Origin of the sequence: Desulforamulus hydrothermalis Lam5 = DSM 18033, assembly GCF_000315365.1 — a bacterium.
Taxonomy (GTDB): Bacteria; Bacillota; Desulfotomaculia; order Desulfotomaculales; family Desulfotomaculaceae; genus Desulfotomaculum; species Desulfotomaculum hydrothermale.
Map to the genome: position 1 here is coordinate 152,681 of NZ_CAOS01000011.1, position 24,396 is coordinate 177,076.

29 protein-coding genes and 1 riboswitch are annotated in these 24,396 nt (G+C 50.6%); of the genes, 23 read left to right on the forward strand and 6 right to left on the reverse strand.

Annotation, left to right across the window (positions count from 1 at the left end; genetic code table 11):
* The first annotated feature begins 56 nt into the window (after positions 1 to 56).
* The 3 genes from spoVG to DESHY_RS08955 all read left to right on the forward strand — a co-directional run bounded on the left by spoVG (position 57) and on the right by DESHY_RS08955 (position 2,867).
* Entirely contained in the window at positions 57 to 311 is a 255-nt protein-coding gene (gene spoVG, locus DESHY_RS08945) for a septation regulator SpoVG (protein ID WP_008412118.1), read from the forward strand.
* Positions 312 to 490: 179 nt separating this feature from the next.
* Positions 491 to 1,855 carry a bifunctional UDP-N-acetylglucosamine diphosphorylase/glucosamine-1-phosphate N-acetyltransferase GlmU gene (glmU, locus tag DESHY_RS08950; protein WP_008412120.1) on the forward strand — a complete coding sequence of 455 codons (1,365 nt, stop codon included), beginning with the start codon at positions 491 to 493 and terminating at the stop codon, positions 1,853 to 1,855.
* A 64-nt stretch (positions 1,856 to 1,919) separates the two neighbouring features.
* On the forward strand, positions 1,920 to 2,867 hold the full coding sequence (locus DESHY_RS08955) for a ribose-phosphate diphosphokinase (RefSeq protein ID WP_008412122.1): 948 nt from the start codon (positions 1,920 to 1,922) through the stop codon (positions 2,865 to 2,867).
* Positions 2,868 to 3,060: 193 nt separating this feature from the next.
* On the opposite strand, the gene DESHY_RS14740 is transcribed toward DESHY_RS08955, so the two are convergent.
* Complete coding sequence (locus DESHY_RS14740) at positions 3,061 to 3,189, reverse strand: hypothetical protein (RefSeq protein ID WP_274377195.1); 129 nt, start codon at positions 3,187 to 3,189, stop codon at positions 3,061 to 3,063.
* A gap of 135 nt (positions 3,190 to 3,324) precedes the next feature.
* Here DESHY_RS14740 and DESHY_RS08960 point away from each other — a divergent pair, with 135 nt between their 5' ends.
* From DESHY_RS08960 to DESHY_RS08985, 6 genes are all read left to right on the forward strand, one after another.
* Positions 3,325 to 3,531, forward strand: coding sequence for a hypothetical protein (locus DESHY_RS08960; protein ID WP_235695553.1), 207 nt, complete (start codon positions 3,325 to 3,327; stop codon positions 3,529 to 3,531).
* Positions 3,532 to 3,592: 61 nt separating this feature from the next.
* A riboswitch (SAM riboswitch) is annotated at positions 3,593 to 3,699 on the forward strand.
* Positions 3,700 to 3,789: 90 nt separating this feature from the next.
* Positions 3,790 to 4,989, forward strand: coding sequence for a homocysteine biosynthesis protein (locus tag DESHY_RS08965; RefSeq protein WP_008412126.1), 1,200 nt, complete (start codon positions 3,790 to 3,792; stop codon positions 4,987 to 4,989).
* Positions 4,990 to 5,013: 24 nt separating this feature from the next.
* Positions 5,014 to 5,415: an NIL domain-containing protein gene (locus tag DESHY_RS08970; RefSeq protein WP_008412128.1), complete on the forward strand. Its 402-nt coding sequence runs from the start codon at positions 5,014 to 5,016 to the stop codon at positions 5,413 to 5,415.
* A 1-nt stretch (position 5,416) separates the two neighbouring features.
* On the forward strand, positions 5,417 to 6,157 hold the full coding sequence (locus DESHY_RS08975) for a UPF0280 family protein (protein WP_008412129.1): 741 nt from the start codon (positions 5,417 to 5,419) through the stop codon (positions 6,155 to 6,157).
* Positions 6,158 to 6,244: 87 nt separating this feature from the next.
* Positions 6,245 to 6,469, forward strand: a complete 225-nt coding sequence (locus DESHY_RS08980) for a hypothetical protein (RefSeq protein WP_008412131.1) — start codon at positions 6,245 to 6,247, stop codon at positions 6,467 to 6,469.
* Between the two features lie 95 nt (positions 6,470 to 6,564).
* Positions 6,565 to 6,987, forward strand: coding sequence for a ferritin-like domain-containing protein (locus DESHY_RS08985; RefSeq protein ID WP_008412132.1), 423 nt, complete (start codon positions 6,565 to 6,567; stop codon positions 6,985 to 6,987).
* Between the two features lie 164 nt (positions 6,988 to 7,151).
* Here the strand turns inward: DESHY_RS08985 and ltaE are convergent, their stop codons facing one another.
* Positions 7,152 to 8,183 carry a low-specificity L-threonine aldolase gene (gene ltaE, locus DESHY_RS08990; RefSeq protein WP_008412134.1) on the reverse strand — a complete coding sequence of 344 codons (1,032 nt, stop codon included), beginning with the start codon at positions 8,181 to 8,183 and terminating at the stop codon, positions 7,152 to 7,154.
* 218 nt (positions 8,184 to 8,401) lie between these two features.
* On the opposite strand from ltaE, the gene DESHY_RS08995 reads away from it, so the two are divergent.
* A complete protein-coding gene (locus DESHY_RS08995; RefSeq protein WP_008412135.1) occupies positions 8,402 to 9,028 on the forward strand; it encodes an acetate uptake transporter in 627 nt (208 codons plus the stop codon).
* A 229-nt stretch (positions 9,029 to 9,257) separates the two neighbouring features.
* Here DESHY_RS08995 and DESHY_RS09000 read toward each other — a convergent pair whose 3' ends face one another.
* Both DESHY_RS09000 and DESHY_RS09005 read right to left on the reverse strand, forming a co-directional pair.
* Complete coding sequence (locus tag DESHY_RS09000; protein WP_008412136.1) at positions 9,258 to 9,584, reverse strand: DUF1904 domain-containing protein; 327 nt, start codon at positions 9,582 to 9,584, stop codon at positions 9,258 to 9,260.
* An 89-nt stretch (positions 9,585 to 9,673) separates the two neighbouring features.
* Positions 9,674 to 10,171: a hypothetical protein gene (locus DESHY_RS09005; protein WP_008412137.1), complete on the reverse strand. Its 498-nt coding sequence runs from the start codon at positions 10,169 to 10,171 to the stop codon at positions 9,674 to 9,676.
* 202 nt (positions 10,172 to 10,373) lie between these two features.
* On the opposite strand from DESHY_RS09005, the gene DESHY_RS09010 reads away from it, so the two are divergent.
* Positions 10,374 to 10,832: a universal stress protein gene (locus DESHY_RS09010; protein ID WP_008412138.1), complete on the forward strand. Its 459-nt coding sequence runs from the start codon at positions 10,374 to 10,376 to the stop codon at positions 10,830 to 10,832.
* A 45-nt stretch (positions 10,833 to 10,877) separates the two neighbouring features.
* Here DESHY_RS09010 and DESHY_RS13345 read toward each other — a convergent pair whose 3' ends face one another.
* On the reverse strand, positions 10,878 to 11,837 hold the full coding sequence (locus DESHY_RS13345; protein WP_008412139.1) for a PRC-barrel domain-containing protein: 960 nt from the start codon (positions 11,835 to 11,837) through the stop codon (positions 10,878 to 10,880).
* Between the two features lie 254 nt (positions 11,838 to 12,091).
* Here DESHY_RS13345 and DESHY_RS09020 point away from each other — a divergent pair, with 254 nt between their 5' ends.
* From DESHY_RS09020 to yabQ, 12 genes are all read left to right on the forward strand, one after another.
* Positions 12,092 to 12,724 carry a 50S ribosomal protein L25 gene (locus tag DESHY_RS09020; RefSeq protein WP_008412140.1) on the forward strand — a complete coding sequence of 211 codons (633 nt, stop codon included), beginning with the start codon at positions 12,092 to 12,094 and terminating at the stop codon, positions 12,722 to 12,724.
* Positions 12,725 to 13,010: 286 nt separating this feature from the next.
* On the forward strand, positions 13,011 to 13,622 hold the full coding sequence (pth, locus tag DESHY_RS09025) for an aminoacyl-tRNA hydrolase (RefSeq protein WP_008412141.1): 612 nt from the start codon (positions 13,011 to 13,013) through the stop codon (positions 13,620 to 13,622).
* Between the two features lie 97 nt (positions 13,623 to 13,719).
* On the forward strand, positions 13,720 to 14,148 hold the full coding sequence (locus DESHY_RS09030) for a hypothetical protein (RefSeq protein ID WP_008412142.1): 429 nt from the start codon (positions 13,720 to 13,722) through the stop codon (positions 14,146 to 14,148).
* Positions 14,149 to 14,333: 185 nt separating this feature from the next.
* A complete protein-coding gene (mfd, locus tag DESHY_RS09035; protein WP_008412143.1) occupies positions 14,334 to 17,840 on the forward strand; it encodes a transcription-repair coupling factor in 3,507 nt (1,168 codons plus the stop codon).
* Between the two features lie 60 nt (positions 17,841 to 17,900).
* Positions 17,901 to 18,926 carry a peptidylprolyl isomerase gene (locus DESHY_RS09040; RefSeq protein WP_235695550.1) on the forward strand — a complete coding sequence of 342 codons (1,026 nt, stop codon included), beginning with the start codon at positions 17,901 to 17,903 and terminating at the stop codon, positions 18,924 to 18,926.
* 132 nt (positions 18,927 to 19,058) lie between these two features.
* Complete coding sequence (gene spoVT / locus DESHY_RS09045) at positions 19,059 to 19,619, forward strand: stage V sporulation protein T (protein ID WP_008412147.1); 561 nt, start codon at positions 19,059 to 19,061, stop codon at positions 19,617 to 19,619.
* A 130-nt stretch (positions 19,620 to 19,749) separates the two neighbouring features.
* Positions 19,750 to 21,264 carry a bifunctional methyltransferase/pyrophosphohydrolase YabN gene (gene yabN, locus DESHY_RS09050; protein WP_008412148.1) on the forward strand — a complete coding sequence of 505 codons (1,515 nt, stop codon included), beginning with the start codon at positions 19,750 to 19,752 and terminating at the stop codon, positions 21,262 to 21,264.
* 73 nt (positions 21,265 to 21,337) lie between these two features.
* Positions 21,338 to 21,643, forward strand: coding sequence for an HU family DNA-binding protein (locus DESHY_RS09055; RefSeq protein WP_337999093.1), 306 nt, complete (start codon positions 21,338 to 21,340; stop codon positions 21,641 to 21,643).
* 23 nt (positions 21,644 to 21,666) lie between these two features.
* Positions 21,667 to 21,912 (forward strand): RNA-binding S4 domain-containing protein, encoded by a 246-nt coding sequence (locus DESHY_RS09060; RefSeq protein WP_008412150.1) that lies wholly within the window; start codon positions 21,667 to 21,669, stop codon positions 21,910 to 21,912.
* Positions 21,913 to 22,018: 106 nt separating this feature from the next.
* A complete protein-coding gene (locus tag DESHY_RS09065) occupies positions 22,019 to 22,969 on the forward strand; it encodes a SpoIID/LytB domain-containing protein (RefSeq protein ID WP_008412151.1) in 951 nt (316 codons plus the stop codon).
* A gap of 162 nt (positions 22,970 to 23,131) precedes the next feature.
* Positions 23,132 to 23,416, forward strand: coding sequence for a sporulation protein YabP (gene yabP / locus DESHY_RS09070; RefSeq protein ID WP_008412152.1), 285 nt, complete (start codon positions 23,132 to 23,134; stop codon positions 23,414 to 23,416).
* 40 nt (positions 23,417 to 23,456) lie between these two features.
* Entirely contained in the window at positions 23,457 to 24,017 is a 561-nt protein-coding gene (gene yabQ / locus DESHY_RS09075; RefSeq protein WP_048818021.1) for a spore cortex biosynthesis protein YabQ, read from the forward strand.
* Between the two features lie 66 nt (positions 24,018 to 24,083).
* Here yabQ and DESHY_RS13685 read toward each other — a convergent pair whose 3' ends face one another.
* Positions 24,084 to 24,278, reverse strand: coding sequence for a hypothetical protein (locus DESHY_RS13685; protein ID WP_072866172.1), 195 nt, complete (start codon positions 24,276 to 24,278; stop codon positions 24,084 to 24,086).
* Positions 24,279 to 24,396 lie beyond the last annotated feature (118 nt).

Consider the following 24,396-nt stretch of genomic DNA (forward strand, 5'->3'; position numbering starts at 1 on the left):
GCTGCAGAATTAACTAGCCCAACAGAAGTTGATGCAGCGGAAGGTGGTGAAAAATCTTGCATGTAACCGATGTGCGGGTACGGAAGGTACTCATGGAAGGCAAAATGAAAGCCATTGTGTCCGTCACACTGGATGATGCCTTTGTAATTCACGACGTTAAAGTGGTTGAGGGGCAAAACGGTTTGTTTGTAGCCATGCCAAGCAGAAAAACTCCGGACGGGGAATTCCGGGATATTGCTCATCCTATTAATTCTTCGGCCAGAGAAATTATCCAAAACGCTGTCCTGCAAGCATATAAAGAGGCCATCTAAATCAAAAACACAAAGGGAGCACAGGGCTCCCTTTTTATTTTCTAAATATTCTATTTTTTATCGTTTTTTGTCAATTTAAAAAGGATATTGTGTTTTTTTGTGGAAACGTTACGGTTGGTAGTAAAACTTGGGCTTAATAAGGATATGATATATTTTAGAAAGAAAAAGGGGGGCACCGAATGGAACTTGCTGCGGTGATCCTGGCAGCCGGCAAAGGAACCAGAATGAAGTCTGATTTGCCCAAAGTATTGCACAGGGTTGGCGGCCGACCTATGTTGGGACATGTGTTAAGGGCGGTGGTTGGCGCCGGTGCAACCAATACAGTGGTGGTGGCCGGCTTTGGTGTCCAACAGGTAAGGGAATTCCTGGGGGATCAGGCCCGGGTGGTGCTGCAAGAGGAACAATTGGGAACGGCCCATGCTTTACTGCAGGCAGAACAGGCCTTGGCCGATTTTGCGGGTGACCTGCTGGTGGTTTGTGGTGATACGCCTCTGCTGCGGGCATCAACCCTGACCGGGCTGGTGCAGGCCCACCGGCAAACCGGTGCGGCAGCAACACTGTTAACGGCGGAAATGCCTGACCCCGGCGGTTACGGACGGGTGATCAGGTCAGCTGACGGCGGTGTGTGCCGGATTGTGGAACAAAAGGACGCTTCGCCTGAGGAACTGCTGGTGCGGGAAATTAATACCGGTGTCTATTGTTTTAAAGGAGCCGGGTTGTTTGAGGCGCTGCGGGAAATTTCCCCGGCCAATGCTCAGGGGGAATATTACCTGACGGATATTATCCAAATATTGGTGCAAAGAGGTTTGCCGGTGCAGGCAGTAAGCCTGGCAGACCCCCAGGAAGTACAGGGAATTAACGACCGCCTGCAGTTGTCCCGGGCTGAGCAAGTGCTGCGGCAGCGGGTGCTGGCGGATTTAATGCTGCAGGGTGTAACGGTAATGGACCCGGCCACCACCTATATTGAGCAGGATGTAAAAATCGGCCGGGATACGGTGATTTTGCCTTTTACTTTTTTGCAGGGCCAAACCGAGGTCGGCAACTGTTGTGTCATCGGCCCGGGCAGCCGAATTACCGATTGCCTGATCGGTGACGGGGTAGAGATTCAATATGCGGTGCTGGCCGGCAGCCGGATCGGCAGCCATACGGTGATCGGCCCTTATGCTTATATACGTCCGGGTACAGTAATCGGTGAACACGCCAAGGTGGGGGATTTTGTAGAAATTAAAAAATCCACCATCGGTAATGGCAGCAAAATTCCTCACTTAAGTTATGTAGGCGATGCCGTCATCGGGGAAAAGGTTAATGTAGGGGCGGGTACCATTACCTGTAATTATGACGGCAAAAACAAATACCAAACCGTCCTGGAGGACGGTGCTTTTATCGGCAGCAACACCAATTTGGTGGCACCGGTAAAGGTGGGCCGGGATGCCGTTGTGGCTGCCGGCTCCACCATTACCAAAGATGTACCCGCCGAAGCCCTGGCGGTGGCCAGAGAGCGGCAAACCAATCTGGCGGATTGGGTTAAGAAAAAAAGAAAGTAAGTATGCAGGCACCCGCTTACAGGCATGCTTAACGCACAATTATTTATATGTTGGGGGTAAATAAATGACTTCCGGAAGTAAACGCTTAAAGATATTCGCCGGTAACGCTAATCCGGAATTGGCCAAGGAAATTTGTCAGTATCTAGGGGTGGCCATGGGGAAATCCCAGGTAACCCGTTTTAGCGACGGGGAAATACGGGTCAAGGTGGAGGAAAGCGTCAGAGGTTCGGATGCCTTTATTATTCAGCCAACCTCCACACCGGTCAATGAACACCTGATGGAGCTGTTGATTATGGCAGATGCCTTGCGCCGGGCTTCTGCCCGCCGCATCACAGCAGTAATACCCTATTACGGGTATGCCAGGCAGGACCGGAAAACCCGGGCCAGGGATCCCATTACCGCCAAGCTGGTGGCCAATATCCTGACGGCCAGCGGTTGCCGCCGGATTATTACTATGGATTTACATGCCGGACAGATCCAGGGTTTTTTTGACATTCCGGTGGATCACCTGCCGGCGGTGCCTATCTTGGCTGAATATTTCCAGCAAAACTTGCAGGAAGATGTGGTGGTGGTGTCGCCGGACATCGGTGGGGTTACCCGGGCCAGGGATCTGGCCGAACGCATCGGCTCGCCGTTAGCCATTATTGATAAACGGCGTCCGGAGCCCAACGTCGCTGAGGTTACTAATATTATCGGCAATATTAAAGGTAAAACGGTAATCATGATTGACGATATTATTGATACTGCCGGCACCATTACGAAAGGTGCCGCCGCCCTGATGGAGCGGGGAGCCAAAGAGATATATGTTTGCTGCACTCACGCCGTATTGTCCGGTCCGGCCATACAACGGTTGGAAGAATCGGTGATTAAAGAAGTGGTAATTACCAACACCATACCGCTGCCGCCGGAAAAAATGATTGATAAAATCAAGGTCTTATCTGTAGCGCCCTTGCTGGGCGAAGCTATTATTCGTATTCATGAGGATCTTTCGGTCAGTAAATTGTTTTCATAACCTTTCGCTGCCGTATAAAATACCCGGCGGCCAACAGTAGTATTGGCTGTTGGCCGCCGGGTTTGTGATTTGGGCAAATGCGGCAGCGGACAAACGGGACTTTAGTCCTAACGACATGCGACTAAAATACTAAAACCTTTTTCCTGCCTTGCCATGGGGCGCTAATTCGAGTATAAACATTTTAGGGTCGGTGCTAACTGTGAGTGTACCGGTCGTACATATAATCGGCATTTATATCCTCGGCAGGTTCCTCCGGCCGGTACGGCCAACTGCTGACTCCGGTTGCCAGCAGGTCCGGTCTGGTTTCGTTTTGCAAGGTCATAATATCACCTCCTTGTCATGATTAGATTTTGAGAAAAAGTTTCCGGTTATACAGTAAGGTGGTGCAAAACACCGCCTTAATTATAGACAAAGGCCTTATTTAAGATTATATTTTCGGAGGTGCAGCAGCTTGTTAGTGCAGCAGCATGTGCAGTATTTGCAAAGCAACGGCCTGGAAGTAACCGATATGAAAAATCAAGAGGTTTTCTGGGTCAAATTTCCTACCGGCTACCGCATTATTATGGATCAGCAGGAGCTGGCAAAGCTGGCACAGTTTTTTAAACTTCACGAAGATAAAGGCCCCGGTGTTATTGAAATGTTATACCGGGTAGAAAAAAATTAGGTTGACAAATTTAAGGGTGGGTTGTTAAACTTAATAATCAAAAAATAAAATAATTTTTGTGCTCTTATCCCGAGAGGTGGAGGGACTGGCCCAATGAAACCCGGCAACCATCCGGCATTCCGGACAGGTGCTAATTCCTGCAGAAGATTTTCTTCTGGCAGATAAGAGGTGTGCTGCGATTAAGCAAGTATCAAAACCTCTTCTGTTAAGAAGGGGTTTTGTTTATGTCGGGGCAAAAGAGCACGGAAGGAGGACCTCATGGGCGTTGAACGCACCTACAAAGAAATTAACGAACGCATCAAAGCCGGTAAAGCAGTGGTACTGACGGCGGAAGAAGTTATTGGCCGCGTGCGGGAACAGGGTTTGGCCAAAACAGCCGCTCAAGTTGACGTGGTGACTACGGGAACCTTTGGTCCCATGTGTTCCTCGGGGGCTTTTTTAAACTTCGGGCATTCGTCGCCCCGTATTCGCATGAGCAAAGTTTGGCTGAACGGTGTGCCTGCCTATACCGGTATTGCGGCGGTGGATGCTTACATTGGGGCCACCGAGCTGCCTGAAGATGATCCGGCCAACAACAACTATCCCGGTACATTCCGTTATGGCGGGGGGCATGTGATTGAAGATCTGGTGGCCGGCAAGCCGATTAAACTGGAGGCTTTATCTTACGGCACAGATTGTTATCCCCGCCGGGAGATAGAAACCAGCATCACCATTAACGACATCAATGAAGCTATTTTATTTAATCCCCGTAATGCCTATCAAAATTACAACTGTGCCGTCAATTTAAGCGATAAGACCATTTATACCTACATGGGGACCTTGAAGCCCCGGCTGGGCAATGCCAACTACTCTACCTCGGGGCAGTTGAGTCCGTTGATGAAGGATCCCAACTTTGCCACCATTGGTATCGGCACTCGGATTTTCCTGGGCGGCGGCATTGGTTATGTGGTTTGGAACGGAACCCAGCACTTCCCCGGCTGGCTTAAAGACGACAGCGGCAACATTGTCGGTTCTGCCGGCGGCACCCTGGCAGTGCTGGGAGATCTTAAGCAAATGAAACCCCAGTGGCTCAGGGGTACCAGCTTCCAGGGTTATGGTGCCACTCTGACGGTGGGATTGGGTGTGCCGATTCCTATTCTCAATGAAGAAATTTTACGGTTTGCAGCCCTGTCGGACGAAGAACTGCATGCTCCGGTGGTGGATTACAGCGAGGGTTATCCTAACCGGTTGGCGGGCAACCTGGGTCTGGTCAGCTATGCCCGGTTAAAATCGGGCAAAATTACCGTGCAGGGCAAAGAAGTGCCTACGGCGCCCCTTTCCAGTTATGCTAAAGCCCGGGAAATTGCCCATATTTTAAAACAGTGGATAGAAAAGGGTGACTTCTTGTTGGGTGAACCGGTGCAGTTGCTGCCCGGACCGGCTGCCGGATTAACGGGCAAAGTTTTGGCAAGTAAGTAAGTAATCAGGAAAGGAGCGGCTTGTATGGCACCGCATAAAATTGTTTTAAGGTTTACTTCCACCACCTCTGACCAGCCGATAATTTATCATTTGGTTAAGGATTACGATTTGGTGGTTAATATTGTCAAGGCCCAGATTAACCCTCACCTGGAGGGAACCATGGTGTTAGATTTGGATGGGCCGAGGTACGAAGAAGGCATCCGGTATTTAAGGGATCAGGGCATCACGGTGCATCCTTTAACCCAGGAAGTGGTGCGTATCCATGACCGCTGTACCGCTTGCGGCGCCTGCACGGTACACTGCCCGGCGGGTGCCCTGTATCTGGAGCGCCCGGCCATGGAGGTTCATTTTAACGGTGACAAATGTGTGGTTTGTCTGCAGTGTTTAAAGGTTTGCCCGGTACGGGCCATGGAGGTAAGGATTTAACTTGACCTACACCGAACGTACTTACCGTTCCCTGCACCGCCAGCATGACCTGGTGCATTTTCAAGTGATGGTGCGAGAAACCGATTTGGATATCGGCGTACGGCGGGAACGCTTTTCACCTGAGCTGGTGCGCCGGACGGAGGAATTAATTTATCAAGAGCGCCGGCTGCTGGAGTTGTATATCCGCCAGGACCCGGTTTTTCAAACCAGCTTGCAGCCTCACCCAACCGTCGCCGGGGCACCGTCCCTGGCGGTGGAGATGGCTGAGGCGGCCCGCCTGGCCGGGGTTGGACCAATGGCGGCGGTGGCCGGCGCCTTTGCCCAACTGGCAGGGAAAGCTTTGACCCGGTATTCCCGGGATGTTATTGTGGAAAACGGCGGCGATATTTTTATAAAGACGACCCGGCCCAGAAAAGTAGGTATTTTTGCCGGGCAGTCACCGTTCAGTCACCGCATTGCTCTGGCTATCCAGCCGGGGCAAACCCCGCTTGGCATTTGCACCTCCTCCGGCACCGTAGGTCATTCATTAAGTTTCGGCAGGTCGGACGCCGTGGTTATTCTGGCACCCTCCGCCCCGCTGGCGGATGCTGTGGCCACGGCAGCCGGCAATCTGGTGCAAGAAGAGGCAGATGTACAAAAGGCGGTGGACTTTGCGGCGTCAGTGCCAGGGGTGACCGGGGCGGTGGCGATCAAAGGGGAAAAACTGGCAGCTTGGGGACAGGTAAAACTAGTACCCATGTAGTGGCATGATCTGTTTTAAAATAACAGGCAATATTCTGACATGGCGAATTTTTCGTAGTATAATGAATAAAAAACAGGTGGTGTAGTTATGAAAAAACCAATCTGTCCCCTCTGCAATACAGAGATGGTAATGATTATGTCGGACGACAGCCAAAACAAAGAGCCGCAAATCTTTGCCCTTAATGAACTGGTGCGCCAGGCCGACGGCACTTACGGCATCAACCGGGAACGAGGTTTGCCGGTGGTCATGGCATTGTGTGAAACCTGTGGTTATCTGATGCCTTTTTCTGCACACAAATTAAATCTGGAATAGAATAGCAAAGCAAGGCATTAGTAAGACTTTTGTCATGGTCAACCCGGCGCCCGGCATCTTATAATAACCTTAAACATTCAGCAGGGGGGAAAAAGATGCGCTTAACCATCAATGATATTTTAGACGTAGCCATAAAATCAGAAGAAAGCAGCTGCCAATTTTATAAAGAAATGGCAGGTCGGGCTAAAAACCCGGCTTCAGCCAACATCCTGGCGAAACTGGCCCAGGATGAGCAGGAACACCTGGATTATCTGCTCTGGTTAAAGTCCGGTGAGCCAATTAACGAGGAAGTTTACTTCGACGGGTTAGAGGAGGCCGGCAGCTTGGATCCGGCCATGACACCCAAAGAAGTCCTGGCGGTGGCGATCCAACGGGAAAATGCCGCTGCTCAAATGTACCGTCAAATGGCAGAAATATTTAAGGCGCAAGCCGATAAACATTTTATTTTTGAGCGGATGGCCCGGGATGAAGAACATCACGCAGAAGCCATTGCCAAAATAGAAATACCCGGCGAATAGGAAAAATCAAGGCGGTTTGATGACCCCGCCCGTTTGAAACGAGCCCCATGGCCACCGGAGCGAATCATAGTGCTGTCGGTGCGTAGACCGGAGCTATAAGGGGATCACAAACCACCGTTAATGTTTGACACTCTGACTCCTTCCGGTTGGAAGGAGTTTTTATTTTAGCCCAGTATTTCCGCCATAACTTGCAACGTATAGTCAATGTCCGCGGCGGACACATCCTTGTGGGTCACCAAGCGAATGGTGCCGGGCCCGAAAGCAGCACATTTTATACCCCGGCGGTGCAACTCGCTGACCAAGTGAGCAGCTGTTCCGGGTGCCGGCACTTCTGCCACCACAATATTGGTTTGTACCCGGGCAAGATCAACCTTTAAGCCCGGCAGGCGGGCCATTCCTTCTGCCAGCCGGCGGGCATGGGAGTGATCCTCCGCCAGGCGATCTACCATTTTAAGGGCCACTAAACCGGCGGCGGCCAGCACACCGGCCTGCCGCATACCGCCGCCCAGGGCTTTGCGGTACTTGCGGGCCCGCTGGATGAAATCACGGCTGCCCGCCAGCAATGACCCCACCGGTGCCGCTAAACCCTTGGAAAGACAAAACATGAGGGAGTCACAGCAACAAGTAAATACTTTAACATCCACGTTCAGAGCCACTGCCGCGTTGAAAATGCGGGCCCCGTCCAGGTGCACCCGCAGTCCCTGCTGCCGGGCCAGGTCATAAATCTCAGCCATTACCCGGGGCGACAAAACGGTGCCGCCGCCACGGTTAAAAGTATTTTCCAGGCAAACCAGGGAGGTGCGAGGGAAATGAAGATCAGCGGGGCGCAGGGCTTGTCTGAGGACTGACGGCCCTTGCTCGGATAACAGACGGCTGACGGGCCGCAGCTGTACTCCCGCCAGCAGGGCCGGGGCACCCACTTCGTAGCAGTAAATGTGAGCCTCGCTGTCCAAAATTACTTCATCGCCCCGTTCGGTGTGGGTAAGCACCGCCAGTTGGTTACCCATGGTGCCGGAGGGTACAAACAATGCTGCTTCTTTGCCCACCAAGGAAGCGGCTGTCGCTTCTAATTCCTTTACGGTGGGATCCTCGCCGTACACATCATCCCCCACTTTTGCTCCGGCCATGGCGGTTCGCATTTCCTCGGTAGGTAAAGTTACAGTGTCACTGCGCAAATCGACAATTTTAATTTTCATCAGCTCCTATCCGCTTCAGCAGGTGTTACTTAATTATCATAGCACTTGCTCAGGGTGATTATCTGCCGCCCGGCAGTTTTTTATATTGCAACTCTTTTCAATATATTATTAATTTGTTGCAAAGCACCAGACAATAAAAAGTCGGAATTATCATGCGCCGTCTTTTTGCTATAATCGACTAATGTAAGCATATTTTAAACACATGGAGGATAAAGGCAATGGCGCATGCAGACAATGTTGTAACTGTCAAAAATGTTACCGCAGACCCATCCGCCCTGGGCTTATTTGGCCTGGCCATAGTAACTCTGGTAGCTTCTTCCCAGAAATTAGGGTGGACCGAGGGGGTCGCTTTTGTTTTACCCTGGGCAATTTTTCTTGGTGCTTTTGCCCAATTGTTGGCCTGTATTTTAGACTTTAAAAAGAATAATGTGTTTGGTGCCACCGCCTTTGGCGGGTACGCTTTTTTCTGGTTTGCTGTGGGTATGTCCTGGATGATTAAACTGGGCATATTCGGTGAGACTGCCGCCGGCTCAGCAGACGTTCGCCAACTGGGTGTGGCCTTTATCGGTTACCTAATCTTTACCCTGTTTATGACCGTAGGCTCCATGGAAACTCATAAAGTATTATTTATTATTTTTATTTTAATTGATGTATTATTCCTTGGTTTGGCCTTAAGTGCTTTTGGGATTGCGGAACATTTTACACACCGGCTGGCTGCCTGGGCAGAACTGTTGATTGCCGTAATGGCTTTTTACGGTTCCGCCGCTTCCGTATTAAACCTTCACTTTGGCCAAGTGCTGCTGCCGGTGGGCAAACCCTTTGGCATCTTTAAAAAACAGTTTTAAATAACAGTTTTAAATAACCTGCAGAGCAGGTTGTTTTTCAAAAGGACACCCCTAAATGAAAGAACATCCCGTTTCACTGTAAAAGTGGAACGGGATGCTTGTTTTATTTTATGTCGCCATAAAAGCGTGGTTGCCAAGGGGCAGGTGATTTTTAAAGAAAATCCTTAACGTTAGCTTATGATCACCGTCGCCGGAAGAGCCGCCGGCTACCGGGGGTTTCGCTGATGCTCTAAAAATGTTCACCGTTTTCATAGTACCTGTGTTTCTCAAAAACGGTAAACATAACATCCACACCGGCATAGCCGGTACGCCGGATTAAGTTGGTAATGGTTTCGGCCACCCGATCCTGGGTTTCCTGGCCCCGATCAAACCAGGCCACTTCCACAAAGGGATATCCTGCCGCCGGTTTCCCGTCTGAAATAAAGGTAGTGGGAATGTACTCCAAGGTCAGGTCTTCTTTGGGACAATTAATAACCTGCTGCAGCCGGTCGATTAATTCCTCACTGAGGGAACAAATTTTTTCGAGGGAGATACCTCTTATTTTGATTTGTGGCACCAGACACACCTCCGCCTATAAAGTTCCTTGTCCGGTATTATTTTATACCGGCGGGAAGGTGAGGTGCAGCTGTAATTTGGGTTGCCCGGTTATATTTCTAAATGTTTCTTAATTCGGTTAATCTCTTTTTTGTTTTGCAGGTTATCATGTTCCAATAACTCTACGTCAGCCATTAGGTGAGTGAGTTTGCCGCTAACCTCATCAATGCCGGTTTTTATGAGGGTTCTTTCATTTTTGGCATTTTTCATTTCGGACTTGATGCCGGCTATTTCAGCCTTCATATCAGCCATTTCCGACTTGATGCCGGCTATTTCAGCCTTCATATCAGCCATTTCCGACTTGATGCCGGCTATTTCAGCCTTCATATCAGCCATTTCGGACTTGATGCCGGCTATTTCGGCCTTCATATCAGCCATTTCCGACTTGATGTCAGCTATTTCAGCCTTCATATCAGCTATTTCAGCCTTCACATCAGCTATTTCAGCCTTCACGCCAGTCATTTCAATCCTTAATTCAGCCTGACCTTCCAATACTTTGCCGACCATTGTTATTAGCTGAGCTACCATTTGCTCAAGGCTTTCAGACATATCCCCACCCCCTTGGCAGCAATTATATCAGACTGCCGGGGCAATTTAAACCAAATATTACTAAAATATCAGTTTGGGCGGCGGCATAAAAGAGGGTGAACGTTGTCATTGTTGATGCAAAGCTGCTAATATTATTTATTATTAAATAAGATTTAATAATTCAGAGTATAAAATTTAATACTTACAAGAAAGAGGGTAGCCTGTGCACGCGCAAATTTTATTTATTACGGATGGCTCAGCTTCTGCGGATGCGGCAGGAGAAACGGCTATCCGGTTAGCTGTGAATATGAAAATGCCGCTCAAAGCTGTCTTCATTTTAGATGAGGGATGGAAATTCCTGCTGGGCGATGAGTGGTTAAGCACATCTGCCACCCGTATGAATTTTTTCCGCTGGTTTGAGGGTGGCTTACAAACCCATGCTAAAAACCTTCTTGATCAATTTGCCGTAAAAGCAAGGGGGCGGGGAGTGGCAACGGAGGTTGACATCCGCATTGGCCAAACAGAAAAAGTAATAACAGAATTAACCATGGAGCAACCAACGGCCTTTTTGGTGTTGCCCAACCCGCATGCCACTGCTCCTGCGGCTGCTGCGGGACTTAGAATTAACTTAAACAGTTTGACTAAAAAGGTTACCCCTCAGATAATTATTGGGCCAAGATAAGCTGCCACCGGCAAGTGCTGTTGCCGGTGGCAGAAAAAGTTTGTATTACTTGTTTGTATCTTCTGCCGCAGGCGGATCTTCTTTTGCGGCAGCGGCGGCCGGAGGAACTTCGGCCGGCTCTGCAGGTTCGTCAGCCGGTGGTTCTTCCCGTACCAGGGCTTCCGGCGGCAAATCTACCACTGTCACCTGGTCTGCCACCGGGGCGGCGGAGCGGCAAATATCTTCCGGCGGTGCAGCTGCCGGGGGTGGTTGAGCCGCTTCGACCGTTTGATCGGTTGTGACCGGCACAGTTTCCTTTTGTTCAGCATCCTCTGTGTGTTTTCTCTTTACTTTTTCCAGTAAACTTTCTCCCAGGTCTTTTGTCAGGCCGGTAAATTCCTTAGTTTTGCTTTCCAGTTCATCCTTTGTCTTGCTGCCCAATTCCTTGGTTTTTTGCAGGGTACTTTCCCAAAGATAGCTGGTGCTGTCTTTAATATGCTTGACGGTTTCTGACAGTCCCCCGTCAATTTTTACCATGTTTTCTAAAGCATGGTTAGATGTTACCACTAAATGCTTGCCAATGGTTTTAACAAAACTAATATCCAAGAACGACTTGCCCTTAATAATGCTGTTAAGCAAATTAGCGCTGATTTCTAAGCCAACGATACTGCCGCCGGTTTCTTCGACATAATATTCATCCACTTCGCCCAGTTGGCAGCCATTTTCTGCCACAACTTTACAACCAATAACAGCAACTTTATCCTTGTATAGTTTTAAAATTTCCGGCAGGCTGGTACCTTTTTCTATTGCTGCGCTCTGGTCGATGGTAATGGCATCAGCGCCCACGCTACGTACTTTTCCGTAAGGAGCAAATTTCTGCTCACTAAACCAACCTTTTTGCTCTATGATCAGGGCGGCAACCTTTTGTTGCTGCGGGTCTACCACCAAGCCTTTGACAGTTCCCATTTGCTGGCCTTCGGCAAGGCTGATCACGGGCATACCGATAAACTTTTTGCTCTTGCGCATACGAAAAGGCCCCCTTTAAACATACTTTTATCATCATGTTTATGCTTGGATACTGTTTGATATGACCATAAATAGGGAATAATAGAAACGGCAAAAGTGCTGTTAGACCGTAGACAAAGGTTGAAAACAAACTGAGGTGGTTTATGATTCCCTGTCGGTGCGTAGGCCGGAGCCAAAGGGGATCATAAACCGCAGTTAACATTTGTCGACACTAAACAGCCAAAAAATGTGTTAGGTTACAGGGGGTAAAAATTGTGGCAGAGCATGCTTTACATGCTAATATCAGGACAGAACGCACCAAGTCCAGCTTAAAGCGCATCAGGGACAAGGGCGAGATTCCGGGTGTGGTATACGGCAAGCATTTGGGAACCATGGCGGTTGCTGTAGATGCCGGGGCATTAAAAAAGATTCTTGGTTCGGTGAACGGACGTAATACCTTGATAAAGATGGATTTAAACGGCGGCAAGCAGACCGTAATGGTTAAAAGCCTGCAAATGGACCCTTTGCACCAGCGGATTCAACATGTAGATTTTCAGCAGGTAAGCGAGGATACCAAAATTCGTACCGTAGTGCCGGTGCAGTTGGTGGGTACCCCCAGGGGAGTGGCTCTGGGCGGGGTGGTACAGCATGATTTGCGCAGCGCAGAAATTGAATGTTTGCCCAGCCAAATTCCGGATGCCATCAAAGTGGATATCAGCCACCTGGAAATCGGAGATGCTTTATCAGTAAGCGATTTACAGGTGCCGCCAGGGGTTAAACTGCTTGATCACCCGCACACTACCGTGGTGGGTGTGGCAGTGATGAAGGCGCCCGAACCGGCCGGGCAACCGGAAGTGCCGCCGGAACCAATGGCGGAGGCCAAGGCGAAGAGCTCTGAAAAAGAGTAACCGGCTGCAATGGCGGCCGACGGGAAGCAAGCAAGTTTTGCTGCGCCAAAGCCGGGGTGGTTTATTGATAAATAACAAGAGCCATTTGGGGTGGTGCCCCCTATGGCAACCGGAGCGGGAATTACAGTGCTGTCGGTGCAAAGACCGGGGCTAAGGGGAATCTTAAATCACCGTCAAAGTTTGACGACACGCCGGGTCGGCCTGATGAGGCAGGCCGGTTAAGTTTTTTGTATTGCCTCCGACTGTTTACTGGGGTACAATACCTTCGGTAAAGGAGGTATTTTTAATGAAGTTAATCGTGGGTCTGGGCAATCCCGGACCGGCTTATGCGCATACCCGACATAATGTGGGGTTTATGGTGATTGACAGCCTGGCCCGGCAACTGGGGGCGGAGGTTAGCAAAGAGCAGCACAAGGCCCTGGTAGGCCAAGCGGTCATAGGGGGAACCAGGGTAATTTTAGCCAAGCCCCAAACCTATATGAATTTGAGCGGCCAGGCAGTGGTTGCCCTGATGAACTGGTACAAGCTGACGCCCGAGGATCTCCTGGTGATTGCAGATGATTTGGATCTGCCTCCGGGGCGTTTACGCATGCGCAAAAAGGGCAGTGACGGCGGGCAAAAGGGCTTGCGAAACATTATTGAACTTCTGGGCACCCAAGAATTTACCCGGCTCAGACTGGGGATCGGCCGTCCTGTTCATGGGGCGGTAGAATATGTATTGGGAAAAATTGCCGGACCCGAGGCAGAGTTGCTGCAAGAGGCTGTTGCCCGGGCGGCGGAGGCTGCAAAAACCTGGGTGCTTGAAGGTACTGATAAAGCTATGAACCGGTTTAATCAAAAGCCGGACAACAGGAAAGCAGAGCCGGCCCAAGGTTTGTCTCAGACGGCCAGGGACTGACGGTTGCTGCCGCCCGGGGCAGGTCAGCCGGTACCTGCCGGTTTATTTTCGGCCGGCGGGCCAATAGTTGCCGCCGGTCGGCTGGCGAGGATTTTTTATGACAGATTTTAACATGTACCGAAACCTTCTGCCGGATGTTGCAACAGCCGCTGCGCTGGCCGCCGGCACAGCCTGGCTGTTTAACGGCCGGATACTGTACCATTTGGGCCATCGGGGGCTGGGTTGGGTAACCCCTCTGGTTGAAGAAGCGGCCAAAACGCTGTGGGCGGTTATACTGGAGGCGCCGATCCTGTGGACCCATATCGGGTTTGGTGTAATTGAGGCGCTGGTGGAAGTGCGGCGCCGCGGGGCCGGGGGGCTGTCGGCAGGCGGTGCGGCACTAACGGCTCACGGCCTGTTTGGTCTGGTGACTGTTCTGATCAGCAGCATTACCGGGCTGTGGCCGGCAGTGGCCCTGGCCTACCTGGCTCATGCCGCCTGGAATCTGGCAATCATTTATGCCGCCAGACGCTTGACGGAACGGTAATTACCGGATATAATTTGCCTGCCAATGGGCATATATAACGTATATAATAATGGCATGCCGCCCGGTAGGAAGAAGAGGGTCAATCTCCCGCCCCGTCCTCAACCGGGCTGACGTCATTTGCACTGCTGTTTATCTGACTTACAGTTAATCCGATATTTTCAGTACGGGTACAGACAGGAGAACACATGAAAGGATTATTGCGGCCGTTAGAGACAACAATTGAATATCAAAATCTGCTGCAGGGTTTACAAAAGGGTTTTACCCAGCAAATGGTGTTTGGTTTGGCCGGTTCCCAGCGCAGTTATTTGTTTGCCGGTTTAGCAGAGCAGCGCCGGACGGTTTTGATTGTGATGCCGGGGGAAGCCGAAGCAAATGCCCTGGTGGACGACTTAACCTCTCTGCTGCCGGACAAACCGGTGCTGTTCTTTCCGGTATGGCAGCTGTTGCCCTATCAGATATATGCCCATAGCAATGATGTGCTGGCCCAGCGGTTGCGGGTATTAAACAAACTGGCGGCCGGTCAACCGGCAGTGGTTGTTACCTCGGTGGAAGCGTTGTTAAGGCGGCTGGCACCGCCGGCTGTGCTGCGTCAAAGCAGCCTGCAGCTTGTCCTGGGACAAAGAGTGGACCCGGAGAGTTTGCATCGTCAACTGGTTGACCTGGGCTACGAGAGAGTGGATCTGGTGGAAAGCAGGGGGCAATTTTCCAGCCGGGGCGGCATAACAGATATTTTTCCCATGATTGCAGCGCATCCCGTTCGTATTGAATTCTTTGACGATGAGGTGGACTCTGTCCGCCATTTTGATGTGGCTACCCAGCGTTCGCTGGATAAATTAAAAGCCATAGACATAACCCCCTGCCGGGAACTGGTGGTAACTGCGGAAGGGTGGCAGCGTTGCCTGGATAATTATGAGCAGGAATACAAAAACCAGCTTAAAAAATTACAACGTTCCGGCTCGGTGGATGCAGTTCACCAGCTGGCGTCCCAGGGAGCCGTGCTGCTGGAGCAAATCCGCCGCCGGGTGCCCTTTGCGGGAATGGAACAACTTCTTTCTTATTTTTACCCGCAGCCGGTTACCTTGCTGGACTATTTTGTGGACACGCCGCTGGTGCTGGTGGACGATCCCCTGCGTTGCAAAGAAGTGGCAGATACCATTCTTAAAGAAAGAAACGAAACCTATATTGACCTGCTGAATAAAGGCAAGGTACTGCCCGGCCACCTTCACAGTTATTTGGAATGGCGCCAGCTGCTGGCACCGCTGGAACGGCTGCCTGGCATATACTGTTCGTTTTTGCCCCGGCACCCGCAATTTTTACGGCCGCAAAACGTCGTCAACTTCCCCGCCAAAGCCATGCACAGTTTTTTGGGGCATACAGAAGTGTTGGCGGATGAAGTGCGTCACTGGCGACGCCGCAATTATGCGGTGGTTTTGCTGGTGTCGTCCGAAGAAAGGGCGGCCAACCTGCTGAACCTGCTAAGAGATGCTAAAATCGATGCCTTCTGGGTAAAACAACTAAATAACGAAGTAAAGGAAGGCAATGTGGTCATTACAGTAGGGCAGTTGGCCGGCGGGTTTGAGTTGATATCCGCCCGCCTGGTGGTAATAACTGATGCAGAGATTTTCGGGCAGCGCAAGAAGAGCCGGAAACACCGGGCCAGACGGGACAGGCCGGAGCCCCTGGCAGACTTGAAGCCGGGCGATTATGTGGTGCATGTCAACCACGGCATCGGACGCTATCTGGGTATCATAACACTGGACATCGGAGGGCTGCAAAAAGATTACCTGCAGGTGCAGTATGCGGGTGAAGATAAGTTATATGTGCCTACCGATCAAGTGGGGATGCTGCAAAAATACCTGGGAGCGGAAGCAGACCACCCCAAACTGTCCCGCCTGGGCGGCAGCGAATGGGCAAAAGCCAAGGCCCGGGTTAAGGAAGCAGTGCGTGATATGGCCCGGGAGCTGTTGGAGCTTTATGCGGCTCGCCAAACCGTGCAGGGCTATGCTTTTTCTCCGGACACACCCTGGCAGGCGGAGTTTGAGGCACAGTTTCCCTATGAAGAAACACCTGATCAGTTAAGGGCTATCCAGGAAGTAAAAAGAGATATGGAAAAACCCCGGCCCATGGACCGCCTGCTTTGCGGTGATGTGGGCTACGGCAAAACCGAAGTGGCACTGCGGGCAGCCTTTAAGGCAGTGATGGATAATAAACAGGTGGCTGTACTGGTGCCTACCACCATCCTGGCGCAGCAGCACTACAACACTTTCCGGGAACGGTTTGCCAATTACCCGGTGCGCATTGAAATGTTGTCCCGCTTCCGGACGCCCAAAGAACAGCGGCAGGTACTGGCGGGGCTGGCCACCGGTGAAGTGGACATTGTAATTGGCACCCATCGCTTGGTACAGGATGATATATATTTTAAAGACCTTGGTTTGCTGGTGGTGGATGAAGAGCAGCGCTTCGGTGTTATGCACAAGGAAAAACTTAAACAGCTGCGCCAAAATGTAGACGTCTTAACCCTGACAGCCACTCCCATACCCCGTACGCTGCACATGTCGCTGGTGGGGGTACGGGATACCAGTGTGCTGGAGACCCCGCCGGAGGAACGCTTCCCGGTGCAAACCTATGTGCTGGAAGAAGACCCGGTGTTAATCAGGGAGGCGATCCGGCGGGAGCTTAACCGGGGCGGCCAGGTATATTTTGTACACAACCGGGTGGTTGACCTGGACCGGCTGGCCGGCTGGCTGCAGGGGCTGGTGCCCGAGGCGCGCCTGGGTGTGGCTCACGGCCAGATGAAGGAAGATGAATTGGAACAAATCATGCTGGAGTTTATGGACGGGGCTTATGATGTTCTGGTGTGCACCACCATTGTCGAAACCGGCCTGGATATTGCCAATGTCAATACCTTAATTGTTAAAGATGCCGATCATTTCGGTTTGGCTCAATTGTACCAGTTGCGGGGGCGGGTGGGACGAACCAACCGGCTGGCATATGCCTATTTTTTATTCCGGCGGGACAAGGTATTAACCGAAGTCAGTGAGCGAAGACTGTCTGCCATTCGGGAGTTTACCGAGTTTGGTTCCGGTTACAAAATAGCCATGCGGGATTTGGAAATCCGGGGTGCCGGCAATATTCTGGGAGCCCAACAGCATGGCCACATTGCTGAAGTGGGTTTTGAAATGTATTGCCGGCTGTTGGAGGAAGCCATCCAGGAGGCCCGGGGCCATAAAACGGAGCAGGTGGTGGATACCGCTGTTGAACTGCCGGTGGAAGCCTACATCCCGGATACCTATGTGCCGGACGGCAACCAGAAGGTAGAGCTTTACCGCCGCCTGGCGGCCATGCAGGAAGTATCTGAGCTGGCTGACCTGGAGGACGAACTGGTGGATCGCTACGGCGATCTGCCCGACAGCGTTCGCTGCCTGTTGCTGGTGGCTCAATTAAAGATGGCCGGCAGGCAGTTGCACATTAAGAGCATCAGCCGCCCCCAGGGTTACTACCGGCTGTTGTTTGCGCCCGATGCGCCCCTGGACGGTGAAAAGCTGGTGGCCATCAGTGAAAAGTATAAAAACAATGTAAAGTTTCATAACTCGCCGGAAGGCTTTGAAATTAAGCTGATCAGCCGTGAAAAGGGTGACCTCAGCCTTAGAAAACTGGAGCAATTATACTCTTTCCTGGGCCGCCTGAAATAACTTGCCGGCCTGTGCCGATCGTTGTATAATGGCGGTATCATGCAGAAGGGGGACATTGTGGTGAAAAACAAATTATTTTACGGGGGACTGATGCTGCTGTTCAGCCTGGTTTTGTTTGTTGCCGGCTGTGCCAACAACAAAGCCAATGTGGTAGCGGTGGTCAACGGGCAGGAAATTACCCGTCAGGAGCTGGACAAGCAGGTTAACGCAGCTGCCAAACAATTCGGCATAGACTTGCAGAACCAGGAATTCAAGGATATGAAGGAGCAAATAGAGCAAAACATATTGGAAGAAATGATTCAGCAAAAGTTAATCATACAGGAGGCCGAAAAGCAGAAGCTGCTGCCCGCCAAAGAAGAAGTTGACCAAGAATTAAAAAAGATAAAAGACAGCCTGGGTAAAGAGGAAGACTTTAAAAAAGCCCTGGCGGAAGCAAACATGACAGAGCAGAATGTAAGGGATAATATTGTGTTAAGGCAGGCCTATAGCAAGTTGTTTGAAAAAGTAACGGCGGATGTAAAAAAGCCCACCGAGGAAGATATAATTAATTTTTATAACCAGCATAAAGATCAGGAGCCCATCGGTACCCCGGAGCGTCTGGAAGTAAAGCACATACTGTTTGCGGTTGACAGCCGGTTGCCCAATGTACCCAAGCGCACCGATCAGGAAGCCCTGGCGGCGGCCAAGCTGGCGTTGGCCGAAGTAACCCAGAAGGGCCGCGACTTTGCGGCGGTGGCCAGGGAGGTTTCAGATGACCCGGGCACCAAGGAAAGCGGTGGCAGCTATACCATTGACAGGGGGGCCGGCACCACCGACCCGGCTTTTGAGAAGGCTGCGGCAGCCCTGAAACCCGGCGAAATTACCAAAGAACCGGTAAAGAGCGCCTATGGTTATCACCTTATTAAGCTGGAAAAAATACTGCCCGCCAGTCAAAAGCCCTTGGCTGAAGTTAAGGATGATATTGCCTACCAACTGGAAAGCAAGGCCAAACAAGACAAATTTTCTCAATTCATGGATGATTTAAGAAAAAATGCTGCCATTGAGAATAAATTAGCGCCAAAAACCGGCGATTCGGCAAAAAAATAGATGATTAACCAAAAGCCGAAAATAAAGTTCTAACGATGGAAAAATATGAATAACACCTTCCCTCCCGTTATATACTATCAATGAAAGTTAATCCGCGTAAATTATGCAGAAAAAGGAGGGAAGGAAACTCATATGAAAGCAACGGGCATTGTTCGTCGTATTGACGATTTAGGTCGAGTAGTAATACCGAAAGAAATCAGGAGAACCTTAAGGATTCGTGAAGGAGACCCCCTGGAGATTTTTGTGGATAGGGAAGGTGAAGTGATTCTTAAAAAGTATTCCCCTATCGGCGAATTAGGTGACTTTGCCAAGGAATATGCCGATTCGTTATACGAAGCCCTTGGCCATATTGCTTGTATTGCTGACCGGGATACCATCATCGCCGTGGCCGGGGCTCCCAAAAAAGAATTTATCAACAAACCCATAGGCCCCAATATTGAAAAAGTTATGGAAGAACGGAAGGCTGTAATTATTAATAATCCGGGCAATGATCCTCATTGTAAGGAGTGCGGCATCACTGAGGACGGCGAATGCAAATATTCTTCAGAAGTTATCGCACCGATTATTTCTGAAGGAGACCCAATCGGTGCAGTTATCCTGGCCTCCAAGGATCCGGACGTTAAAATGGGGGAAATGGAGCTGAAATTAGCTGAAACTGCCGCCGGTTTCCTGGCCAAACAAATGGAACAGTGACCTTAAGATAACGGGCCGAACAGGCCCCTTTTTTTGTTGTTGCATCAAATGCTAAATTTTTCCAACCAGAATAAAGCCTGAACATGTCTGCCCATACCGGTTATCTTTTACAGAAAGGCAGGAAATAAATATGGACAAGTCTATCATAATTGTTGGGCTGGGGCCGGGCGATCCGGGCATGATACCTTTGCAGGTATGGCAGCTTCTGAACAGCGGCCTGCCGGTCTACCTGCGCACCGCCATACATCCCACCGTAACCTGGTTGAAACAACAGGGATTGGCCTACCGGGCCCTGGATGAGTGTTACGCCCGGGGCGAAACCTTTGAGCAGGTTTATGCCGACATTGCCCGGGAAATATTGGCGCAGGCCCGTAAAGGGCCGCTGGTCTATGCGGTACCCGGGCATCCGATGGTGGCAGAAGAAACGGTTCGCTTGATATTAGAGGAGGCTGACCGGCAGGGTACGCCTGCCAGGGTAGTTCCTGCCATGAGTTTTCTGGATGCATTGGCAGCCACGCTGGGTTTGGACCCCTGCCGGGGTTTGCATATTGTTGATGCCCTGCGGTTGGACGAACAGCAGCCGGATCCCCGGGTGGGGAATGTAGTAACCCAGGTTTACGACCGTATTACTGCCGGAGAAACTAAATTGAACCTGATGGAATTTTACCCGGACGAGCATGAGATAACCGTAGTGCGGGCGGCGGGTATACCGGGTGAAGAAAAAGTGGTCCGGCTGCCTCTTTATGAACTGGATCGCCTGGACTGGATTGATCACCTGACCAGCCTGTATATACCGCCCTTACAAGCCGGCAGGCCGGCTGCCGGTACACCGGCGGAAGATGAAGATGCTGTTGCTGGTTGCCGCTTTCCGCTGGACCCCCTGGTAGAAGTGATGGCTGCCCTGCGGGCTCCGGACGGCTGCCCCTGGGATAAAGAACAAACCCATCAAAGTTTAAAGCCGTACTTAATTGAAGAAACCTATGAGGTAATTGACGCTTTAGACCAAGGGCAAATGTATAAAATATGTGAAGAATTGGGAGACTTATTATTGCAAATTGTTTTTCATGCCCAAATTGCCAGTGAAAATAAGCAATTTGACATGAATGACGTAGTAAATGCCATCACGGAAAAAATGTTGCGCCGCCACCCGCACGTTTTTGGTACCGCTCAGGTCAACAGCAGCCAGGAGGTATTGCTTAACTGGGATAAGATAAAGGCCCGGGAGCAGGCCGGACAAGCCAGCCGGCAGTCTTATCTGGGGCATGTGCCGCGGGCTTTACCAGCCTTGCTGCGGGCAAACAAGGTACAGGCCAAAGCGGCCCGGGTGGGCTTTGACTGGCCGGATTACACCGGAGCGGCAGCCAAGGTTAGCGAGGAATTAGAGGAAGTACGGCAAGCCCTGGCAGCCGGGCAGGAGCGGGCCGTCGCAGAGGAACTGGGGGATCTGCTGTTTGCTGTGGTGAACCTGGCCAGATTGCTGAATATCAACCCGGAGGAGGCGCTGGGAAAAACCACCGACAAGTTTATCAAGAGGTTTCAATATATTGAGCAGCAGGCCAGGCAGCGGGGACTGGAACTGGAACGGTTGACCCTGGAACAAATGGATCAATGGTGGGAGGAAGCAAAAAATAGTATTATGTGTTAAAAAAACAGGAAAAAAATGTTTTCAGGGCAGGAAAACCCAATCAAATAGAGAATAAGCAAATAGTTATTCTGATATCGAGGAGGGTCCTTATTTGAACAAGGCCGAATTAATTTCTGCTGTAGCAGAAAAAACCGAACTTAGCAAAAAAGATGCTGAAAAGGCTGTCTCCGCTGTACTGAGTGCCATTGAAGAAGCCCTGGCTAAAGGAGACAAAATCCAGCTGGTAGGCTTTGGTACTTTTGAATCCAAGCCCCGCAAAGCCCGTGAAGGCCGCAACCCTCAAACCGGGGAAACTATCCAAATTCCCGCTACCAGAGTGCCTGTATTTAAGGCCGGTAAAGTATTAAAGGATGCTGTAAGCAACCTGCCTGTTGAATAGGCGAATTGTGGAGGGGCGGAATTTTGCGACTGGATAAGTTTCTTAAGGTTTCCAGAATTATTAAACGACGCACCCTAGCCAAAGAAGTTTGCGACAGCGGACAGGTACTGGTAAACAACCGGGTGGCCAAGGCCGGCCTGGAGGTTAAGCCGGGCGATCAGGTGGCCGTTAATTTTGGCACAAGGCGGCTGGTGGTGGAAATACTGGAAATTAAAGAAACTGTTCCTGCCAAAGAAGCGGCCGGTCTTTATAAAATAATTGAACAATAGCTATGCAGCCAAGGACACTTCCGGTTGGAGGTGTCTTTGTTATTTTTACATATTTTTGTTAAGGGTTGAAGAAACTAAGACAAACCATCAAAACGGGGGGATTATCTTGAGAAAATATGGTTTGTTTGTGCCGGTGCTGATTTTGCTTCTGGCAACTGTTTGGCTGTCCTGGGGCTGCCAGCCCGCCAAGAAACCTGAAGGCGACAGGAAATATAAATCAGAGCCCACCATTAGCCTGTATGACAACCAGACGGGCCAGAAAAAACAAATTAAATTGGAGGAATATGTTGCCGGTGTGGTGGCGGCAGAAATGGAGCCCAGCTGGCCGGTTAACGCCCTGGCAGCCCAGGCCATTTTAGCCCGTACCTTTACCATGGAGAACATGGCCACCGGCCGGGTGAAAAAACTGCACGGGACAGATGTTTCCACCAGCGTCGAAGAATCCCAGGCTTACGACCCTTCGCGCATTACCGAACGGGTTCGGCAGGCGGTACAAAAAACCAGAGGGGAAGTTATCACTTACCAAGGCAAGTACATTAAAGCCTGGTTTTCCGCCAGCAACGGAGGCAAAACCGCCGGTGCCGCCGAAGGACTGGCCTATTATAAGACTCCTACACCATATATTAAAGCCAATCTGGACGATCCGGATTCCCTGCAAAACACTTTGCCTGAAATACAGCGCTGGACTGCCACTATCCCGGGTGATCAAGTACGGCAGGCGGTTAAAAGCATAGCCGGGCAAGACCCGGGCCCTCTGACCTCGGCGGCCATTGCCCAGCGGGGCCCTTCCGGACGCACAGTAAAATTGAAAATAAATAATACCACCGTAGGTGGGCCTGCTTTCCGCCTGGCAGCGGGGAGCACAGAAATTCGTTCCATGTTTTTAACAGAAGTGGCGGTACAGGGAGGCAACCTGATTCTCGCCGGTAAAGGTTACGGTCACGGTGTAGGCATGTCTCAGTGGGGTGCTAAGAACAAAGCTGAAAAAGGAGTTTCACCGGAAGATATTATAAGATTTTACTTTCAAGATATAGAAATTGAAAAACTATATCCATAGGAACGGTTGTATAGATTCACAGGGGGCAAAAGCCGGGCTTTTGCCCCCTTGGCTGTACTGCCGTGCAGGGCCGGCCAACCAGGCATATCCCGGTGTTGGCCGGCATATATTTTACCGTAGAATTTTACTGTAATCGTAGTCCGCTGGGAACGGAGGGGTACTGTGGAAGAATACGGCAAGCATGTTTTAAGCATTGAAGGACGCAAAATATTAAAATTGGAAGGCGTCCAACATGTGGGCAGTTTTGACGAACATGAGATTACTTTAGATACCAATATGGGTTTTTTGCAGTTAAAGGGAGAAGGTATGCATATTACTCATCTGAATCTGGATCAAGGCAGCCTGGTGGTGGAAGGCTTTATTCACGGTTTAGAGTATCTGGAAGGTCGTACGGCCAAGGGCAGCAAAGCCAGGAGCAAAGGGTTTATTCACCGGTTGCTTAAATAGTTAGGGTGAATAGCATTCTTATTCAAAAGGCGGTGCAGCAATGGTTCCCTTAATGGAGCAATTTTATTATTTTGCATTAACCATTGCAATTGGGATGGTGGCAGGCTTTTGTTACGACCTTTACAGGGTAACCAGGGGGACTTTAAAGCTGCGTAGGTTTGGTACGGCTTTGGGGGACCTGCTTTTTTGGCTTGTGCTGACAGGCGTGGTTTTTGTGCTGCTGCTGCTGGGCAACTGGGGCGAGGTTCGCTTGTATGTATTGTTAGGCCTGGCTCTGGGTGCATCTGTTTATTTAAACTTATTCAGTCGTCGGACAGTTTCCGTTATCCGGTGGACTTTCAGGCAGATACTGCAAATTTGGCATGGCCTTATAAAGGGTTTTTGCTTTGTCCGGCGGCTGCTGTGCCTGCCCTTCAGGGGAATTTATTTGCTGATTGCCGTACCTCTCGGGTTGGCTGCGGGGTTAACAGGAAAAACAATACAGAAAAGCGGCCAAATACTTAACAAGTTATTGGGAGTGCCGTACAGACATTTTAAAAACGCCTGCCAAAGGCGGCTTTCTGCCATATTTACAATTTTTGAGTATAAAGACCCGGAATAACAAAGGGAGCAGGACAAATGTCCTGCCAGGCTGTAGAAAAAGGTTGTAAAACAAAGGGAGGTGGTTTTATGATCCCCTGTCGGCGACTTGTCGAAGCACCGGAAACAGCACTTGATGAGCGAAAGGAGCCCTTGGGGTGGCGCCCACAGGACGTGGGCGCCAGCCGAACCGGGCCAGGATGGCCCGTTTGAGGCGACCCCAAGGGCGACCGGAGCGAATCATAGTGCTGTCGGTGCGTAGACCGGAGCCAAAGGGGATCATAAACCACCGATAATGTTTGGCGACACTCTGGCAGGACAAATGTCCTGTTTTCTCATTTTTTGGGGAAAACTAATTTCCTGTTTTTTGGCCGGGCGGCAGGAAAAAAAACCTGCCTGTA

Coding starts and splice junctions, on each gene's coding strand:
- DESHY_RS13685 (WP_072866172.1), bottom strand. CDS start 24,278: ATGATCCCCTTTGGCTCCGGTCTACGCACCGACAGCACTATGATTCGC.
- DESHY_RS08955 (WP_008412122.1), top strand. CDS start 1,920: ATGACTTCCGGAAGTAAACGCTTAAAGATATTCGCCGGTAACGCTAAT.
- DESHY_RS13345 (WP_008412139.1), bottom strand. CDS start 11,837: ATGCGCAAGAGCAAAAAGTTTATCGGTATGCCCGTGATCAGCCTTGCC.
- DESHY_RS09030 (WP_008412142.1), top strand. CDS start 13,720: ATGACAGATTTTAACATGTACCGAAACCTTCTGCCGGATGTTGCAACA.
- spoVT (WP_008412147.1), top strand. CDS start 19,059: ATGAAAGCAACGGGCATTGTTCGTCGTATTGACGATTTAGGTCGAGTA.
- ltaE (WP_008412134.1), bottom strand. CDS start 8,183: ATGAAAATTAAAATTGTCGATTTGCGCAGTGACACTGTAACTTTACCT.
- mfd (WP_008412143.1), top strand. CDS start 14,334: ATGAAAGGATTATTGCGGCCGTTAGAGACAACAATTGAATATCAAAAT.
- DESHY_RS08995 (WP_008412135.1), top strand. CDS start 8,402: ATGGCGCATGCAGACAATGTTGTAACTGTCAAAAATGTTACCGCAGAC.
- DESHY_RS08970 (WP_008412128.1), top strand. CDS start 5,014: ATGGCACCGCATAAAATTGTTTTAAGGTTTACTTCCACCACCTCTGAC.
- yabN (WP_008412148.1), top strand. CDS start 19,750: ATGGACAAGTCTATCATAATTGTTGGGCTGGGGCCGGGCGATCCGGGC.
- yabQ (WP_048818021.1), top strand. CDS start 23,457: ATGGTTCCCTTAATGGAGCAATTTTATTATTTTGCATTAACCATTGCA.
- glmU (WP_008412120.1), top strand. CDS start 491: ATGGAACTTGCTGCGGTGATCCTGGCAGCCGGCAAAGGAACCAGAATG.
- DESHY_RS09005 (WP_008412137.1), bottom strand. CDS start 10,171: ATGTCTGAAAGCCTTGAGCAAATGGTAGCTCAGCTAATAACAATGGTC.
- pth (WP_008412141.1), top strand. CDS start 13,011: ATGAAGTTAATCGTGGGTCTGGGCAATCCCGGACCGGCTTATGCGCAT.
- DESHY_RS08965 (WP_008412126.1), top strand. CDS start 3,790: ATGGGCGTTGAACGCACCTACAAAGAAATTAACGAACGCATCAAAGCC.
- DESHY_RS08980 (WP_008412131.1), top strand. CDS start 6,245: ATGAAAAAACCAATCTGTCCCCTCTGCAATACAGAGATGGTAATGATT.
- DESHY_RS14740 (WP_274377195.1), bottom strand. CDS start 3,189: ATGACCTTGCAAAACGAAACCAGACCGGACCTGCTGGCAACCGGAGTC.
- DESHY_RS08985 (WP_008412132.1), top strand. CDS start 6,565: ATGCGCTTAACCATCAATGATATTTTAGACGTAGCCATAAAATCAGAA.